17 protein-coding genes are annotated in these 15,968 nt (G+C 69.7%); 6 read left to right on the top strand and 11 right to left on the bottom strand.

What is annotated here, in order from left to right:
• Positions 1 to 9: 9 nt before the first annotated feature.
• Complete coding sequence (gene rpmF, locus IFT82_RS17250) at positions 10 to 189, bottom strand: 50S ribosomal protein L32 (RefSeq protein WP_192129131.1); 180 nt, start codon at positions 187 to 189, stop codon at positions 10 to 12.
• A gap of 206 nt (positions 190 to 395) precedes the next feature.
• Between rpmF and IFT82_RS17245 the strand changes: the two genes are divergently transcribed.
• Both IFT82_RS17245 and IFT82_RS17240 read left to right on the top strand, forming a co-directional pair.
• Positions 396 to 851 (top strand): hypothetical protein, encoded by a 456-nt coding sequence (locus IFT82_RS17245; protein ID WP_192129129.1) that lies wholly within the window; start codon positions 396 to 398, stop codon positions 849 to 851.
• 66 nt (positions 852 to 917) lie between these two features.
• Positions 918 to 2,543: a M28 family peptidase gene (locus tag IFT82_RS17240; protein ID WP_192129127.1), complete on the top strand. Its 1,626-nt coding sequence runs from the start codon at positions 918 to 920 to the stop codon at positions 2,541 to 2,543.
• Between the two features lie 65 nt (positions 2,544 to 2,608).
• On the opposite strand, the gene IFT82_RS17235 is transcribed toward IFT82_RS17240, so the two are convergent.
• The 8 genes from IFT82_RS17235 to glmM form a co-directional block, all read right to left on the bottom strand.
• Positions 2,609 to 3,268 (bottom strand): MBL fold metallo-hydrolase, encoded by a 660-nt coding sequence (locus IFT82_RS17235; RefSeq protein ID WP_274602263.1) that lies wholly within the window; start codon positions 3,266 to 3,268, stop codon positions 2,609 to 2,611.
• Between the two features lie 10 nt (positions 3,269 to 3,278).
• Positions 3,279 to 4,163 carry a bestrophin family protein gene (locus tag IFT82_RS17230; protein ID WP_192129125.1) on the bottom strand — a complete coding sequence of 295 codons (885 nt, stop codon included), beginning with the start codon at positions 4,161 to 4,163 and terminating at the stop codon, positions 3,279 to 3,281.
• Positions 4,164 to 4,214: 51 nt separating this feature from the next.
• The gene (gene folP / locus IFT82_RS17225) at positions 4,215 to 5,267 is read right to left on the bottom strand and encodes a dihydropteroate synthase (protein ID WP_244646901.1); all 1,053 of its coding nucleotides are present in this window, start codon (positions 5,265 to 5,267) and stop codon (positions 4,215 to 4,217) included.
• A gap of 10 nt (positions 5,268 to 5,277) precedes the next feature.
• The gene (locus tag IFT82_RS17220; RefSeq protein WP_274602265.1) at positions 5,278 to 6,408 is read right to left on the bottom strand and encodes a site-specific DNA-methyltransferase; all 1,131 of its coding nucleotides are present in this window, start codon (positions 6,406 to 6,408) and stop codon (positions 5,278 to 5,280) included.
• Between the two features lie 186 nt (positions 6,409 to 6,594).
• Complete coding sequence (locus IFT82_RS17215) at positions 6,595 to 7,212, bottom strand: ribonuclease HII (RefSeq protein WP_192129124.1); 618 nt, start codon at positions 7,210 to 7,212, stop codon at positions 6,595 to 6,597.
• Positions 7,200 to 7,985 carry a bifunctional hydroxymethylpyrimidine kinase/phosphomethylpyrimidine kinase gene (gene thiD / locus IFT82_RS17210; protein ID WP_192129122.1) on the bottom strand — a complete coding sequence of 262 codons (786 nt, stop codon included), beginning with the start codon at positions 7,983 to 7,985 and terminating at the stop codon, positions 7,200 to 7,202. The genes IFT82_RS17215 and thiD overlap by 13 nt, the downstream gene beginning before the upstream one ends.
• A gap of 234 nt (positions 7,986 to 8,219) precedes the next feature.
• The gene (locus tag IFT82_RS17205; RefSeq protein WP_192129120.1) at positions 8,220 to 8,414 is read right to left on the bottom strand and encodes a DUF1272 domain-containing protein; all 195 of its coding nucleotides are present in this window, start codon (positions 8,412 to 8,414) and stop codon (positions 8,220 to 8,222) included.
• Positions 8,414 to 9,751: a phosphoglucosamine mutase gene (gene glmM, locus IFT82_RS17200; RefSeq protein ID WP_192129118.1), complete on the bottom strand. Its 1,338-nt coding sequence runs from the start codon at positions 9,749 to 9,751 to the stop codon at positions 8,414 to 8,416. Before glmM ends, IFT82_RS17205 begins: the two co-directional genes overlap by 1 nt.
• A gap of 76 nt (positions 9,752 to 9,827) precedes the next feature.
• Between glmM and IFT82_RS17195 the strand changes: the two genes are divergently transcribed.
• Positions 9,828 to 11,075, top strand: coding sequence for a dicarboxylate/amino acid:cation symporter (locus IFT82_RS17195; protein WP_192129116.1), 1,248 nt, complete (start codon positions 9,828 to 9,830; stop codon positions 11,073 to 11,075).
• Positions 11,075 to 12,067: an aldo/keto reductase gene (locus IFT82_RS17190; protein ID WP_192129114.1), complete on the top strand. Its 993-nt coding sequence runs from the start codon at positions 11,075 to 11,077 to the stop codon at positions 12,065 to 12,067. The genes IFT82_RS17195 and IFT82_RS17190 overlap by 1 nt, the downstream gene beginning before the upstream one ends.
• Before the next feature lie 113 nt (positions 12,068 to 12,180).
• Here IFT82_RS17190 and IFT82_RS17185 read toward each other — a convergent pair whose 3' ends face one another.
• Positions 12,181 to 13,779, bottom strand: a complete 1,599-nt coding sequence (locus IFT82_RS17185) for a peptide MFS transporter (RefSeq protein WP_192129201.1) — start codon at positions 13,777 to 13,779, stop codon at positions 12,181 to 12,183.
• Positions 13,780 to 13,868: 89 nt separating this feature from the next.
• Between IFT82_RS17185 and IFT82_RS17180 the strand changes: the two genes are divergently transcribed.
• Together IFT82_RS17180 and IFT82_RS17175 are read left to right on the top strand one after the other, a co-directional pair.
• Complete coding sequence (locus tag IFT82_RS17180) at positions 13,869 to 14,441, top strand: nitroreductase family protein (protein WP_192129199.1); 573 nt, start codon at positions 13,869 to 13,871, stop codon at positions 14,439 to 14,441.
• 35 nt (positions 14,442 to 14,476) lie between these two features.
• A complete protein-coding gene (locus IFT82_RS17175; protein ID WP_192129197.1) occupies positions 14,477 to 14,833 on the top strand; it encodes a GntR family transcriptional regulator in 357 nt (118 codons plus the stop codon).
• 136 nt (positions 14,834 to 14,969) lie between these two features.
• Here IFT82_RS17175 and IFT82_RS17170 read toward each other — a convergent pair whose 3' ends face one another.
• Entirely contained in the window at positions 14,970 to 15,791 is an 822-nt protein-coding gene (locus IFT82_RS17170; RefSeq protein ID WP_192129112.1) for an arylamine N-acetyltransferase family protein, read from the bottom strand.
• Between the last annotated feature and the right edge of the window lie 177 nt (positions 15,792 to 15,968).

Below are 15,968 nucleotides of genomic sequence, written 5' to 3'. Positions count from 1 at the left end.
CGGGCTGGCTTACGCCTCGACCGACACGACCTCACGGCCGTTGTAATGGCCGCACGACGTGCACAGCACGTGCGGGCGCTTCAGTTCGCCGCAGTTCGGGCATTCCTGAAATGCGGCGACGGTCAGCGAATCGTGACCGCGGCGCATGCCACGCTTGGAGGGCGAAGTCTTTCTCTTGGGGACGGCCATTGCGGCACCTTGATAACGTGTTGAACCGGTGGACGGGCGCAGGAGCGATGCCCGGCCGATGCGGCCGCGCAGGCGATCCAGAACCTATCGCGAAGCGCGGCCCTATAGCGGATCGGCAGAAATGCGCAAGCGATTGGCGTCGCAGGAACCGCTTGTATCGGTCTGGACACCGGATAGTCTGATCGACCGGCGAAGGGGATGGCGAGATGACGGACCGTGCGATCGGGGTGATAGGATGGGCGGCTTTCCTGCTGATCGCGGCACCGGGGCACGCCCGGATATCGCCTGCCCCCACGCCTGCCATCACCTTGCCCGCGGGGGTGGGATCGATGATGCAGATCACGGTGAAGCGGCGGCCCGCTTCGTCGGATGCCGAATTTGCCGCACGGGCGAAGGCATTCGCCGTGACGATCCGGTCGATCACGTCCTGCGAGCAGGCCAATGCCTATGCCATGGCCGCGCGGGCGGAGATGACCATCACGTCGCCCGGTCGATTCGCCGATGTACCGGCCTCGCTGGCGCAGCTTTTACGGTCACGCCCGCTCGGCCACCCCTCGCCGCCGTTCGGTCTGCGGGCGACGGCCGTGCGGATACTGATCCTGTGCCCCACCACGTTCCGGGTGACGCCACCGTCCGGGCGACGATCCGGCCGGGACATCTGACATCCGCCTCGCCATGACGGGCGCCGCACGATAGACCCCGTCGCGATCCCCGGAGAAATACTGCCGATGCAACGCCTTGCCCTTCTTGCCGCCGCCATCCCGCTGATCGCCGCCGCGCCCGCGCCCGATCCGGTGTCGCCGGAATCGCTGTCGGCCGATGTGAAGGTGCTGGCGTCGGACGCGTTCGGCGGTCGTGCGCCGGGCACGGCGGGAGAGGCGAAGACGATCGACTGGCTGGTCGGCCAGTTCCGGGCGGCGGGGCTGGAGCCCGGCGGTCGCGGCGGCAGCTGGACACAGGACGTGCCGCTGATCCGTACCCGGCTGGGCAAGGGCGGCGTCGCGGCCAACGGCACCGCGCTGGTGCCCGGCACCGACATCTACCTCAGCACGGTGCGCCCGGTCGATCGGGCGGCCATCGCCAGGGCGCCGATGGTCTTCGTCGGCTACGGCGTCACCGCGCCGGAACGGCAGTGGGACGATTTCAAGGGCGTCGACCTGAAGGGCAAGGTCGCCGTCTTCCTGGTCAACGATCCCGATTTCGAGGCGGTGGCGGGGGAGCCGGCGGCGGGGCGGTTCGGCGACCGGCGCATGACCTATTACGGCCGCTGGACCTACAAGTTCGAGGAGGCGGCCCGGCGCGGCGCGATCGCCGCGCTGATCGTCCACGACACCGCCGGGGCGGGTTATGGCTGGAACACCGTCGTCGCGCCGGCGGGTGAGAATTACGACGTCGCCAACCCGCGCAGCCCGCGCGTGTTGTTGCAGGGCTGGCTGGAGGGGGCGGCGGCGACGCGCCTGTTTGCGGGCGCCGGGCTCGATCTCGCCAAACTGCGCCTCCAGGCACGACAGGCCGATTTCCGGCCGGTGGCCATCCCCGGCACGGGGTTCACCGCCGACCTGCCCGTCACCGTCACCCGCGCGACCAGCCGCAACGTGCTGGCCAGGGTGACCGGGCGGGTCCGCCCGAATCAGGTGGTGATGTACGGCGCGCACTGGGACGCTTACGGCGAGGGGGCGCCCGATGCCGAGGGCCGCCGCATCCGCCCCGGCGCCAATGACGACGCGCTGGGCGTCGCCGGCGTCCTTGCCATCGCCCGTGCCGCCGCGAAGGCACCGGCGGCGCGGACGCAGGTGTTCGCGCTGTGGACGGGCGAGGAGCGGGGGCTGCTCGGGTCCGAGACCTATGCCGCCGACCCGGTCTATCCGGCGGCCACCACCGTCGCCAACCTGACGCTCGACATTCTCCAGACGGCGGGGCCGGCACGCGACGTGATGCTGGTCGGTGATGGCCAGAATACGCTGGAGGACATGCTGCGCACCGCCGCGACCGGGCAGGGGCGAACGGTGACGCCGGAGGCGCTGCCGGAGCGGGGGCTGTTCTACCGCGCCGATCACTTCTCGGTGGCGCGGCGCGGCGTGCCGACGCTGCTGCTGATGGCGATCAGCGGCGCGCCCGATCTGGTCGAGGGTGGCCGGGCCGGCGGGCAGGCATGGCTGGACGGCTATATGCGCTGCTATCACCAGACCTGCGACGCGTGGTCCGCCGACTGGGACCTGCGCGGCGCGGCGGCGGATGTCGGGCTGATCCGCTCGGTCGGCACGACGCTGGCGAACGGCGCGATGTGGCCGGACTGGAAGCAGGGATCGGAGTTCAGGGCGATCCGGGCGAAGACGGCGGCGGCGCGGCGATAGGCGTTGCGGCAGGAAATGCCCCCCTCCTGAAGGGGAGGGGAGCGACCACGCTGCAAAGCAGTTCGTTACCGTGCCAGCGCCGCATCCCCGACGAACGGATTCGTCCGCCGCTCATGCCCGAAGGTGCTCGGCTGGCCGTGGCCGGGGATGAACGTCACGTCGCCCAGCGGCCACAGCTTCTGCGTCACCGAGGTCACGAGATCGTCGAAGCTGCCGAGCGGAAAGTCGGTGCGCCCGATCGATCCTTGGAACAGTACGTCCCCGACCAGCGCGAAGGCGGAAGGGGCGTGGTGGAAGATCACATGGCCGGGCGTGTGCCCCGGCGTCAGGTACACGTCGAGCGTCAGGTCGCCGATCTGCACCGTGTCGCCATCGTCCAGCCAGCGATCCGGTTCGAACACCACGCCGCGAATGCCGTAGTTGCGGCCATCCTCGTCCAGCCGCGCCAGCCAGAACCGATCGTCCTCGTGCGGGCCGACGATCGGCACGCCCAGTTCGTCCGCCAGCGGCTTCGCCTCGCCGGCATGATCGATATGGCCGTGGGTCAGCAGCACCTGCTCCACCGTCACCCCCGCCTCGGCGATGGCGGCGTGGATGCGGGGCAGATCGCCGCCGGGATCGACCACCGCCGCCTTCATCGTCGCGGTGCACCAGATCAGGGTGCAATTCTGTTGCAGCGGCGTGACGGGGACGATGGCGGCGCGCAGGGGGGAAGTGTCGGTCATGCCGTCGCCTTTACCACAGAACGCCGTCATCCGGCTTCACCGGATCGGGCGCCTGGTCGCCGATCGACTGGAGCAGGTCGATCTCGATCGTCCGGCACATCGCGGTCAGCGGCACGTCGTGGACGGTGTTGGCGAACGGATCGACCAGATCGTCGCCGATCTGGAGCACCGCCAGGAACATCAGCCCCGCCACCGTCGAGCCCAGCGGCGTCGCGAAGCCCAGCGATTCGACCAGCCCGATCGGCAGCAGGATGCAGAACAGGTGGGTGAACAGCGTCGGGAAGAACCGGTACTGGTTGGGCAGCGGCGTGTTCTTCAACCGCTCCATCCCGCCCTGCGCGTTGGCGATGTCGACCAGCACCGCCTCCATCTGCGTCTGCTGGATGGTGTCGATCCAGCCGTGGCGCTGCGCATCGGCGATGCGGCGACCGGTGCCGTCGAGCAGACCGTTGGCGGTGTTCGCCCGCGCCAGCGCCGGCTCCGCCTCTCCCTCCGACAGGAAGCGCAGCACCTCGCCGTCCACGCTCTGCCGCCGCAACTGGCAACGCAGCGCGTTGACATAGGCGATCTGGCGCAGGACGATCGACCGCTTCAGGTCGCGCGCCTCGTCCCCGGGCATGAAGTTGCGGGCGGCGCGCGACAGGCTGCGCGAGGCATTGATCATCGCGCCCCACAGCACGCGGCCTTCCCACCAGCGCTGATAGGCGGAATTGTCGCGAAACCCCAGGAACAGCGCCAGCGCCGAGCCGAACAGCGTCAGCGGCAGCGACGGCGCGCGGAACGGCAGCACGAAATAGGTGACGGTGACGACCACATCCCACACGAACAGCAGGATCAGGGGTTTCCAGACCTCGGACACGATCTGGCGCAGGCGCGGGGTGGCATCGATAATCAAGGGACGCGGCTCCGTTTATTGCGAGTGCGAACGCGGTAGCACCGATCCGGTTCAACCGGCCAGTGCGCGATCGCGCCAGCCGCGCCATAGCTTCAGCGCCTGCACCGTCTCCGCCACGTCGTGGACGCGCAGCAACTGCACCCCCGCCTCCGCCCCCTTCAGCGCCAGCGCGATGCTGCCGCCCAGCCGCGCGTCGACCGCCGCCTCGCCCGCCAGCGCGCCGATCATCCGCTTGCGACTGGCGCCCAGCATGATCGGGCAGCCGAGGCCGTGGAACGCCGCCAGCCCGTTCATCAGCGCCAGATTGTCGGCCAGCGACTTGCCGAAGCCGATGCCGGGATCGACCATGATCCGTGCCCGGTCGACCCCCGCCGCCACAACCGCGTCGATCCGCGCCTCCAGCCAGCCGAACACCTCGCCCACGACATCGGCATAGGCCACCCGGCCATGGCCGCCGCCCTTGGGGTCGGGGGAGTGCATCAGCACCACCGGGCAGCCGGCCTGCGCCACCACGTCCAGCGCGCGGTCGTCCCACAGCAGTGCCGACACGTCGTTGACGATGCCCGCCCCCGCCGCCAGCGCCGCCGCCATCACCCCGGCCTTGCGGGTATCGATCGATACCAGCGCACCGCCCGCCGCCAGCCGTTCGACGACGGGGACGATGCGCGCGATCTCATCCCCCTCCCACACCGCCGCCGCGCCGGGCCGGGTCGACTCGCCGCCCAGATCGACCAGCGCCGCGCCCGCCGCCAGCATCCCGACCCCGGCCGCGGTCGCCCCCGCCGGATCGTCGACGTGGCGACCCCCGTCGGAAAAGCTGTCAGGCGTGACGTTCAGGATGCCGGCGACCAGCGGCTGGTCGAACCGCAGCGTTCGCGCACCGCAGGTCCAGGGCGCGCGGGGCGCGGTGATGCGGGCATGGAGCAGCGCGGCGCGATCGCCCAGCGTCACCGTGTCGGCTATCCCCAGCGTCCGGCGTCCGTTGCCGTCCACCACCTCATAGGCGGCAAACCACTGCATCCCGCCCGCCAGCCGGGCGACGCTGCCATCGTCGAGCCCGACCGGCGTGTCGACGAAGCGGACGGGGCGTAGGTACAGGGTCAGGACCGGTTCCTCAGGGCTGGGTCGCCAGCAGCCAGGTCTGGCGCAGCGTGTCGATCGGCTGGAGCTTGCCACCGGTTTCGTGATGCCAGAACGTCCAGCCGTTGCAGGCGGGCGCCTCCTGCAACGTGGCGCCCAGCTTGTGGATCGATCCCGTCTCGCCGCCATCGGCCAGCAGCGAGCCGTCGGCGCGCACCGTCACCCGGAACCGGCGCTTCGCATCGGTCAGCACCGCGCCGGGGGTCAGATAGCCGTTCTCGACCAGCGTGCCGAACGACACGCGCGGTTGCTGGCGCGGGCTCTGCATCGTGGCGAGCGCCGATTCGTCGAGCGGCAGCGCGGCGGCGATGCGTTCGCGGGCGGCGGCGACATAGCCCGTCTCGCGCTCGATCCCGATCCAGCGGCGCCCCAGCCGCTTGGCGACCGCGCCCGTCGTGCCGGTGCCGAAGAACGGGTCGAGCACCACGTCGCCCGGCTTCGTGCAGGCGAGCAGGATGCGATACAGCAGCGCCTCCGGCTTCTGGGTCGGGTGGACCTTGGCCCCGTCCTTCTTCAACCGTTCCGGCCCGCCGCAGATCGGAAATTCCCAGTCGGAGCGCATCTGGAGTTCGTCGTTCAGCGTCTTCATCGAGCGGTAGTTGAAGGTGTATTTCGCCTTCTCGTGCTTCGATGCCCAGATCAGTGTTTCATGCGCGTTGGTGAAGCGGGTGCCGCGGAAATTGGGCATCGGGTTGGCCTTGCGCCACACGATGTCGTTCAGGATCCAGTAGCCCAGATCCTGCACCGCGGTGCCGACGCGGAAGATGTTGTGATAGCTGCCGATCACCCAGATCGTGCCGTCGTCCTTCAGGATGCGGTGCGCCTCCGCCAGCCAGGCGCGCGTGAACGCGTCATAGGCGGCGAACGTGTCGAACTTGTCCCAGTCGTCGGTGACGGCATCGACATGGCTGCCGTCCGGCCGGAACAACTCGCCGCCCAGTTGCAGATTATAGGGGGGGTCGGCGAAGACCATGTCGACCGACTTGGCCGGCAACGCCCGCATCGCCGCGATGCAGTCGGCGATCAGGATCTGGTCGAGCGGCAGTGCCGCCGGTGCCTGTACCGAGGCGGCGGCAGCGCGCGGTCGCGCGATCGTCTTAGTCAGGCCCACGTCACATCCCCTTTTTCTCGGACCTATGGTGACGTGGCGATTGACTCCGTCAAGAGTCTTGTCTCGCCGACCCGGCAGGGCGAGTCGCCGGTGCGGGGAGGCGAGGGGCGGCGGCGGCATATATCTGGGGTCGGGGACGGCTATCCTGCCGCTACCGCTTGCGATTGTGGCGGGAAAGACTCAGTCGGGCGATAACGCCCGTTCGGCCTGCGCGACCGGCGCGAAACTGCGACGATGAAGCGATGTGGGGCCATGATCGCGCAGCGCGGCGAGGTGATGGCGGCAACCATAGCCCTTGTTGGAATGCCAGTTGTATTGCGGATGCGCCTCGGCATGGGCGATCATGATCCGGTCGCGGGTGTGCTTCGCGACGATCGACGCGGCGGCGATCGAGCGACTGAGCGCGTCGCCGCCGACCAGCGCGGTGGCGGCATAATCCCAGCGCGGCAGGCGGTTGCCGTCGACCAGCACATGGCCGGGCGGCGTGCCGTGCGTGGCGACCAGCGCATCGACCGCCAGCGTCATCGCCTTCATCGTCGCCCAGTGGATGTTGAGCCGGTCGATCTCGTCCGCCTCGACGATGCCGATGCCGACCTGCGCGCAATCGAGCAGCTGCGCGCACAGCCGCGCGCGGACCGCGGCGGACAGTTTCTTCGAATCGTCGATCCCGCGCGGCACCCCCCGTGCAGGCAGGATCACCGCCGCCGCCACCACCGGCCCGGCGAGCGGCCCTCGCCCCGCCTCGTCCACCCCGACGACGGGGGCGAGGTAGCGGCGCTCATGGCTCAGGCCGGGCATGTCAGCGCCTCGAACGGGTGGAGGCCCAGCGCATGGCCCATCGGCCCATGCCCGCCGCCGATCCCCGGCGCGGCGGCCAGCGCGGCCTGCACATAGGCGATGGCGCGGCCGGTGGCGTCGGCCAGCGCCAGCTCCTGCGCCAGCCCAGTGGCGATGCCGCTCGCCAGCGTGCAGCCGGTGCCGTGGGTGTGGCGCGTATGGATGCGGGGATGGGTCCAGACCGTATCGCCGGCATCGGTGACCAGCCGGTCGACGATCTCCTCGCCTTCGCCGTGCCCGCCCTTCACCAGCAGCGCCGCGCCCGTCGCGCGCACCGCCGCCTCGCCGCCCAGCGCCGCCAGTTCGGGCAGGTTGGGGGTGACGAGCGTCGCCAGCCGCATCAGCCGGCCGAACGCGACGACGGCGGCGGGATCGGCCAATACCGATCCGCTGGTCGCGATCATCACCGGATCGAACACGACCGGCACGCCCAGCGGTGCCAGTACCTCCGCCACCGCATCGACGATCGCGGCCGATCCGATCATCCCGATCTTGACCGCATCGACCCCCAGATCGTCGATGACGCTACGCATCTGCGCGACGACGATGTCGACCGGCACCGGATGCACCGCCTGCACCCCCAGCGTGTTCTGCGCGGTGATCGCGGTGATCGCGGTCATCGGATGGCCGCCGAGCATCGTGACGGTGCGGATATCCGCCTGGATGCCGGCACCGCCGCCCGAATCGGAACCCGCGACGATCAGGACGCGGGCGATGCCGGAACGGGGGGTCATGCGGAGGCTCGGAAAGTCACAGTAAAGTCGCATCCTACAGGGGTCTTTCACCCGATGTGTGACCTTCGGGCGATATGAATCGGGGGCAGGTGTAACGCGGATGGGCGGTGTAGGACATGGCCGGTGCTCGCCGATCAATAACGGTCCTCACCCTTCCGGCGCTTTGCGCCTCCCTCCCTCTCCCGCCGGGAGAGGGAAAGACGTCGCGGGCGGCAAAGGGTGAGGGCGAGGCCCCTATTGCCGCGTCGCCTTGCTCTTGGCCCGGGTCGGGCGGTCGACCAGTTCGCCGGCGCAGTTGGGGCAGCGTTCGTCCAGTTCGTCGGCACATTCCGCGCAGAAGGTGCATTCGAACGAGCAGATGAACGCGCCGGGTGCCTGTGCGGGCAGATCGGTGCCGCAGCGTTCGCAGGCTGGCTTCATCTCCAGCATCAGACGGCCGCCCGCACGGCATCGCAAATGCGATCGACGAGGCGTTCGACCTGCCCGGCATCCTCGCCCTCCGCCATCACCCGGATCACCGGCTCGGTGCCCGAAGCACGGATGACGAGGCGCCCGCGCCCGGCCAGTTCCGCCTCGGCGGCGGCGATCGTCACCTTCACCGCCTCGGTGTCGAGCGGCTTGCCGCCCGCGAAGCGCACGTTCTTCAGCAATTGCGGCAGCGGTTCGAAGCGGTGCAGCACCTCGCTGGCGGGGGCACCGGCGCGCTTCACCTCGGCGAGGATCTGGAGCGCGGCGACCAGCCCGTCGCCGGTGGTGCCGTAGTCGGACAGGATGATGTGCCCCGATTGCTCGCCGCCGACATTGTAGCCGCTGTTGCGCATCTTCTCCAGCACGTGCCGGTCGCCGACGGCGGTGCGGATGAGGCCGAGGCCCTGCGCCGCCAAATGCCGTTCCAGCCCCAGATTGGACATGACCGTGGCGACCAGGCCGCCGCCCGCCAGCTTGCCGACCCTGGCCCAGGCGGCGGCGATCGTCGCCATCAACTGGTCGCCGTCGACCACCCGGCCGCGTTCGTCGACCACGATCAGCCGGTCGGCATCGCCGTCCAGCGCGATGCCGATATCCGCACCCGAGGCGACGACGGTTTCCGCCAGCGTTTCCGGCGCGGTCGAGCCGACACCGGCGTTGATGTTGATGCCGTCGGGCGTGACGCCGATCGGGATGATGTCCGCGCCCAGTTCCCACAGGGCGGCGGGCGCGACCTTGTACGCGGCGCCGTTCGCGCAATCGATCACGATGCGCATCCCGTCGAGCCGCAGGTTTTCCGGAAAGGTCGACTTGGCGAAATGGATGTAGCGGCCGGCGGCATCGTCCACCCGGCGGGCACGGCCGATATGGTCGGACGGGGCGAGCGGGATGTCGCCATCGATCAGCGCCTCGATCGCCGCCTCCGCCTCGTCGGAAAGCTTATAACCGTCCGGTCCGAACAGCTTGATGCCGTTGTCGGCGAACGGATTGTGGCTGGCGGAGATCATCACGCCGATATCGGCACGCATCGACTGGGTCAGCATCGCGATCGCGGGCGTCGGCAACGGGCCGGTCATCACCACATCCATGCCGACCGCGGTGAAGCCGGCGACCAGCGCGGATTCCAGCATATAGCCCGACAGGCGCGTATCCTTGCCGATCACCACCCGGTGCTTGTGATCGCCGCGCAGGAAGTAGGTACCGGCCGCCATGCCGACCTTCATCGCCATCGCCGCGGTCATCACGCCGGCATTGGTCGCCCCGCGAATTCCATCCGTGCCGAAATATTTCCTTGCCATGTCGCGGCGTTCCGTTCCGTTATCGGTTAGCGTACCACCCATTAGCGGCAACCCCGATCAACAGCCAAGAGCAAGCATGTCGCAACCCACCCGCATCCTCCTGTCGCTGATCGCCGGCCTGCTCGGCGGCATCGCGCTTGCCGCCTGGACGCCGTCCGCCGCCGGCACCGCGATCCTGCTGGCCCAGCCGGTCGGTACCGCATGGCTCAACGCGTTGCAGATGACGGTGGTGCCGCTGGTCGTCTCGCTGCTGGTGACCGGCGTCGCCGCGACGGCGGAGGCGGCGCGGGCGGGGCGGATCGCGGCGCGCGCGATCCTGATGTTCGTGTCGCTGCTGTTCGTGTCCGCCCTGGCCGCCGCGCTGCTGACACCGCTGTTCCTCGATCTGGTGCCGTTGCCCGCCGAGGCGGGGGCGAGCCTGCGGGCCGCGCTGACCGGGGCGGCGCCGGTGGCGCAGGCGCCGCCGATCGGCGACCTGCTGGCGCATATCGTGCCGACCAACGCGCTGGCGGCGGCGACGGCGGACGCGTTCCTGCCGCTCATCATCTTCACGCTGATCTTCGCCTTCGCGCTGACCCGGATCGATGCCGAGCGCCGTCGCCTGCTGACGACCGTGTTCGAAGCGCTGCGCGAGACGATGCTGGTCGTCATCAACTGGGTGCTGTGGCTCGCCCCGCTCGGCGTGTTGGCGCTGGCGCTGGTGGTGGGCGCGCGGGCGGGGACGGCGGCGTTCGGCGCGCTGGTCCATTACGTCGTCACCGTGTCGGCGGTGGGCATCGCCGTCTCGCTGCTCGGCGCGATCCCGCTGGCGCTGCTGGGCGCGCGGATCGGGATCGCCCGCTTCGCGCGCGCGGCACTGCCGGCGCAGGCGGTGGCGATCAGCACGCAATCCTCGCTCGCCAGCCTGCCGGCGATGCTGAAGGGGGCAGGCGCGCTGGGCGTGCCCGTGTCCACCGCCGGGCTGACGTTGCCGATCGCGGTGGCGATCTTCCGCTGGACCGGGCCGGCGATGAACCTGGCGGTGGCAATCTATGTCGCGCGCTGGTTCGGGATCGCGCTGACCCCGGGGACGATGGCGGCGGCGGTGGTGGTGGCGGCGCTGACCTCGCTCGGCTCGGTCAGCCTGCCGGGGCAGATCAGCTTCGTCAGCGCGATCGCGCCGATCGCCGCCGTGCTGGGGGTGCCGATCGCGCCATTGGGGCTGCTCGTCGCGGTGGAGACGATCCCGGACATCTTCCGCACGCTGGGCAACGTGACGATGGACCTTGCCGCCGTGGCGACCGTTTCCCGCATCAGCCACGATCCGCTGCCGGAGGATATCTGATGAAGTACCGCACGCTCGGCCCCGATTTCGAGGTTTCCGCGCTGGGCCTCGGCTGCATGCCGATGGCCGGGATCGGCAAGGGGATGTACGGCGAGGCGAACGCGGACGAGAGCATCGCCACGCTGCACCGCGCGATCGACCTGGGCGTCACGCTGTTCGACACCGCCGAAATCTATGGTCCGCTGGTCAACGAGCAACTGCTCGGCCGCGCGATCCGGGGCAAACGCGACGGCGTGGTCATCGCGACCAAGTTCGGGTTCCGCTATGACGACAACGGCATGACCGGGGTCGACAGCACCCCCGACAATGTCCGCCGCGCGTGCGAGGGGTCGCTAAAGCGGCTGGGGGTGGAGACGATCGACCTGTTCTACCAGCACCGCGTCGACCCGAACGTGCCGATCGAGGAGACGGTGGGCGCGATGGGCCGGCTGGTCGAGGAGGGCAAGGTCCGCCATCTCGGCCTGTCGGAGGCGGGGGTGGAGACGATCCGCCGCGCCGCCGCGACCCACCCGATCGCCGCGCTCCAGAGCGAATATTCGCTGTGGGAGCGTGACGTGGAGGAGGCGATCCTGCCGGCGTGCCGCGAACTGGGCATCGGCTTCGTACCGTACAGCCCGCTGGGGCGCGGGTTCCTGACCGGGCAGATCACCAGCCGCGACGACCTGCCCGAGGGCGATTACCGGCGCAACGACCCGCGTTATTCCGACGAGAACTTCGCGCGCAACATGGAGATGGTGGCCGTGGTGAAGGACATCGCCGCCGCGCACGACGCCAGCCCGGCGCAGGTCGCGCTGGCGTGGCTGCTGGCGCAAGGCGACGATATCGTGCCGATCCCCGGATCGAAGCGCCGTGTGACGCTGGAGGACAGCATGAAGGCGGTCGACGTGACGCTGACCGCCGACGATCTCGCCGCGCTTGATGCCGCCGCGCCGCGTGGGGGGACGGCGGGGCCGCGCTACGGCGAGCGGGCGATGGCGATGACGCGGCTGTAGGGCTGGCCTGCTCCACGCCGTCATTGCGAGCGTAGCGAAACAATCCGGCGCCCGGCGCGTGACGCTCTGGATTGCTTCGCTACGCCCGCAATGACGGCGTGGCTGGCGTTACGTCACCGCCGCGGCGACTGTTCGCCGCGGGTATCGATCCCCGCCGCCGCCGGTTCGGCCAGCACCGCGTCGCCCGCCATGGCGTGATCGACATCCTTGCCCAGCGTGTCGAGGTGCATCAGCTTCGTCACCGGCCGCGCGAGCAGCAGCACGACGATGCCGATCGCGATCGCGAACCAGCCGCAGCGGGCATAGACCTCCAGCACCTGCGCCGGGCCGGCGCCCTCGCCACCGGTCGCCTGCGCGATCAGGCCGGCGAGGAAATTGCCGGCGGCGGTCGACAGGAACCACGTGCCCATCATCAGCCCGGTCATCTGCGGGATCGACAGCCGCGTCATCGACGACAGGCCGACGGGCGAGAAGCACAATTCGCCGATCGAATGCAGCATGTAGAGCAGGATGACGAAGATCGCCGGGGTCAGCCCCTGCGCGGGGGCGCCCCAGTTCAACACGAAGAAGCCCGTGCCGATCAGGATCAGGCCGATCCCGAACTTGAACGGCGCGCTCGGCTCGCGTCCGGCCCGCGCCAGCTTGACCCACAGCGCGCCGAACAGCGGCGCCAGCGTGATGATGAAGAACGGATTGACCGACTGGAACACCGTCGCCGGGATCGTCCAGCCCAGGATCGTGCGGTCGACCTGCTGGTCGGTATAGACGTTGAGCGACGAGCCGGTCTGTTCGAACAGCGCCCAGAACAGCGGGCACAGGGCGATCAGGAACAGCGCGGCGAAGATGCGGTCGCGATCCTCGCGCGGCAGCTTCACCACCGCCGTCCACAGGATGTAGCCGATCGTCACCAGCGCGGCGAGGACCAGCGCGGTGCCGACCACGCCCTGGCTGCGCACCAGCCACCACGACACCGCCACGCATACGAGCGCGCCGGCATAGATCGCCCATTCGCGCGACAGCCCGATCGGGCTGCGTGCCCTCAGTCGCTCGACCGAGGGCGGGGCGCCAACGCCGTGCAGGGCGGGGCGGCCCAGCACGAACGCCACCAGCCCGAGTGCCATGCCAATCCCGGCGGCGCCGAAGCCCCATGACCAGCCCACCGTCTCGCCCAGCACGCCGACCACGATCGGCCCGGCGAACGCGCCGGTGTTGATCCCCATGTAGAAGATCGAGAAGGCACCGTCGCGCCGCAGGTCGTCGCGGCGGTAGAGCTGGCCGACCAGCACCGAGATGTTGGCCTTCAGGAACCCGGTGCCGACGATGATGAAGGCGAGGCCGGCATAGAAACCCTCCAGCGCGGTGCCGTGGACGCCCACCGGCCCCTCGACCAGCGCGATCAGCAGATGGCCGATGGTGATGAGCACGCCGCCCGCCAGCACCGCCTTGCGCGCGCCCAGATACCGGTCGGCGATCCAGCCGCCCAGGATCGGGGTGATGTACACCATCGACGTATAGGCGCCGTACACCGCATAGGCGGGCTGTTCGGTGAACAGCAGGTGCTTGGTCAGGTAGAACACCAGGATGGCGCGCATCCCGTAATAGGAAAAGCGCTCCCACAACTCGGCGAAGAACAGCAGATACAGGCCGCGCGGATGCCCCAGGAACGTCTTCGCATGGGGCGGCACCCCGCCGCCCTGCATCACTGTCGCCATATGTCTCATGCTCTCCGCGTATCTTGGAGGCGACCCTAGCGGCATCGGGGCGGGTGTAAAGTTGCGCGGGCATCGCCATGTGGGCGGGGATGCTGAACGACCGCTCCACCCCCGCCGCCTTCCTCGCCACCCGCCGCTCCGGCAAGCCGCGCGACCTGATCGCGCCGGGACCGGATGCCGACGAGTTGACGGGGATGCTGACGATCGCGGCGCGGACCCCGGATCACGGCAAGATCGCGCCGTGGCGGTTCGTGGTGGTGGCCCCCGAACGGCGCGCGGCGCTCGCCACGCTGCTGACCGAGGCGTGCCGGGCGGAGAAGCCGGGCGCATCGGCGGGCGAGATCGCCGGGCTGGAACAGTTCGCGCACCAGGCGCCGACCCTGGTCGTGGTGCTGTCCAGTCCGCGCCCGGACAGTCCGATTCCGGTATGGGAACAGGAATTGTCGGCGGGGGCGGCGTGCATGAACCTGCTCCATGCAGCCCATGCCGCCGGCTATGCGGCGGGATGGCTGACCGGCTGGGCGGCGTTCAGCGAGACGGTGCTGGCCGCGTTCGGCGCCGCGCCGGAACGGATCGTCGGCTTCGTCTTCATCGGCACGCCGTCGCGCCCGCTGGACGAACGCCCGCGTCCCGCAATCGATCGCATCGTGACGCACTGGTGAGTCGACATCCGCGACCGATGGTGTACTACCAGAGCATGACAGCGTTGAGCAACGAGGACAGCCCGGTCTATCTCCGCCTGCGCGGCGCGATCGCGGCCGGCATCCTGCGCGGCGTGTACCGGGCGGGGGACCAGTTGCCCTCCGTCCGTGCCTTCGCGGCCGAACACGGCGCCAACCCGCTGACCGTCGCCAAGGCGTATCAGGGGTTTCAGGACGACGGCTATGTCGAGGTGCGGCGCGGCGTCGGCATGTTCGTGCTGCCCGGTGCCGCCGACCGGCTGCGCGCCGCCGAACAGGATGCGTTCCGGCGCGTGCAATGGCCGCGCATCGTGGAGGCGGTCGATCTGCTGGGGCTGGACTGGGACGACCTGCTGGCGCGCGAGCGGGTCTGAACGCGTAGCCGGTTCGCGGCGTCGTCGGCCGGAACGGGACGGCATCGGCGTGACCTACCCCGTCATTGCTTCGCTACGCTCGCAATGACGACAGGCTAAGTTTCACGTCATCCTGCGCCGGCAACGGGCCGTCCGGTCAGAACAAGCCCAGCGCCGCGACCTCCTGTTCGTCCAGCGCGATGCCGAACATCAGGCCCAGCCGCATCCGGTAGACGCGCGGATCGGTGATCGTGCCGGCGCTGTCCTTGCCCGCGGCATGGCGGCGATAGGCGGTGTCGGTCAGCGTGGCGAAGCCATGCGGCAGGATGATGCTGACGATGCGGTGCAGGCGGAACCGGCTGGCCGGCGCGGTGGCGGACCAGAAATTGCCCATCGCCAGATCGCTGTCATGCGCCGTCGCCAGCGTGAAGCTGTACTGCACCTGCCAGCCGTCATGCCCGCCGCGACCATCGGTGGTGGCGGCGGGGCCATGGCGTTCCAGCGTCCAGCCATGCGCGGCACCGTGGCGCAGGCGGAAACGCGCGCCATCGGGCGCCTCCGCCTCAGCACCGTCGACCAGCGGCATGACCGGGGCATAGCTGCCGCCGAAGCCGGGATCGGCGACCCAGTCCTGCCCCGCCACGCTGACAAGGCTGAAGGTGTGGGTCAGCGGCGGGACGGTATCGCCGACCCCCAGCCACACCCGCGCCAGCAGCGGGCGATGGTCGAACCCCAGCGCGGTCAGCGCGTCGCCGAACAGCCGGTTCTGTTCGAAGCAATAGCCGCCGCGCCGCGCCGTGACGAGCTTGGCGAACACGGACTCGCTGTCGATCGCGATGCCGCGACCGAGGATCACGTTCAGATTCTCGAACGGGATCGCCAGCCGGTGCGCGTGCTGGAGGCGGGCGAGGCCGGCGGCATCGGGCGTGGGCCGCGCGGGCATATCGATACGGGCGAGATAGGCGTCTAGGTCGAACATGACGGGGTATGTAGCGCATGATGGCGGGAAATCGATGCCGTCGTCAGGGCGGTATCGGCCTGGCCGGTCGGCATTTACGTAAGAATGCTCATGCCTACTTACCTGCCTCCCCGGCGGAGGCCGGGGCCCAGTTGGGAAGGCCGTGGTGGGTTATCACGACACTTCACCCAACTGGGC

Origin of the sequence: Sphingomonas sp. CFBP 8760, assembly GCF_014841615.1 — a bacterium.
In the GTDB taxonomy this organism is placed as follows: Bacteria; Pseudomonadota; Alphaproteobacteria; order Sphingomonadales; family Sphingomonadaceae; genus Sphingomonas.
This window is presented reverse-complemented; position numbering and strand designations above follow the sequence as displayed.

What these genes read in the sequence shown, in the direction of transcription:
- IFT82_RS17245 (WP_192129129.1), top strand. Translation starts at nt 396, where the DNA reads ATGACGGACCGTGCGATCGGGGTGATAGGATGGGCGGCTTTCCTGCTG.
- IFT82_RS17170 (WP_192129112.1), bottom strand. Translation starts at nt 15,791, where the DNA reads ATGTTCGACCTAGACGCCTATCTCGCCCGTATCGATATGCCCGCGCGG.
- IFT82_RS17240 (WP_192129127.1), top strand. Translation starts at nt 918, where the DNA reads ATGCAACGCCTTGCCCTTCTTGCCGCCGCCATCCCGCTGATCGCCGCC.
- IFT82_RS17195 (WP_192129116.1), top strand. Translation starts at nt 9,828, where the DNA reads ATGTCGCAACCCACCCGCATCCTCCTGTCGCTGATCGCCGGCCTGCTC.
- IFT82_RS17175 (WP_192129197.1), top strand. Translation starts at nt 14,477, where the DNA reads ATGACAGCGTTGAGCAACGAGGACAGCCCGGTCTATCTCCGCCTGCGC.
- IFT82_RS17185 (WP_192129201.1), bottom strand. Translation starts at nt 13,779, where the DNA reads ATGGCGACAGTGATGCAGGGCGGCGGGGTGCCGCCCCATGCGAAGACG.
- IFT82_RS17235 (WP_274602263.1), bottom strand. Translation starts at nt 3,268, where the DNA reads ATGACCGACACTTCCCCCCTGCGCGCCGCCATCGTCCCCGTCACGCCG.
- thiD (WP_192129122.1), bottom strand. Translation starts at nt 7,985, where the DNA reads ATGACCCCCCGTTCCGGCATCGCCCGCGTCCTGATCGTCGCGGGTTCC.
- IFT82_RS17190 (WP_192129114.1), top strand. Translation starts at nt 11,075, where the DNA reads ATGAAGTACCGCACGCTCGGCCCCGATTTCGAGGTTTCCGCGCTGGGC.
- rpmF (WP_192129131.1), bottom strand. Translation starts at nt 189, where the DNA reads ATGGCCGTCCCCAAGAGAAAGACTTCGCCCTCCAAGCGTGGCATGCGC.
- IFT82_RS17205 (WP_192129120.1), bottom strand. Translation starts at nt 8,414, where the DNA reads ATGCTGGAGATGAAGCCAGCCTGCGAACGCTGCGGCACCGATCTGCCC.
- IFT82_RS17215 (WP_192129124.1), bottom strand. Translation starts at nt 7,212, where the DNA reads ATGCCCGGCCTGAGCCATGAGCGCCGCTACCTCGCCCCCGTCGTCGGG.
- IFT82_RS17180 (WP_192129199.1), top strand. Translation starts at nt 13,869, where the DNA reads ATGCTGAACGACCGCTCCACCCCCGCCGCCTTCCTCGCCACCCGCCGC.
- glmM (WP_192129118.1), bottom strand. Translation starts at nt 9,751, where the DNA reads ATGGCAAGGAAATATTTCGGCACGGATGGAATTCGCGGGGCGACCAAT.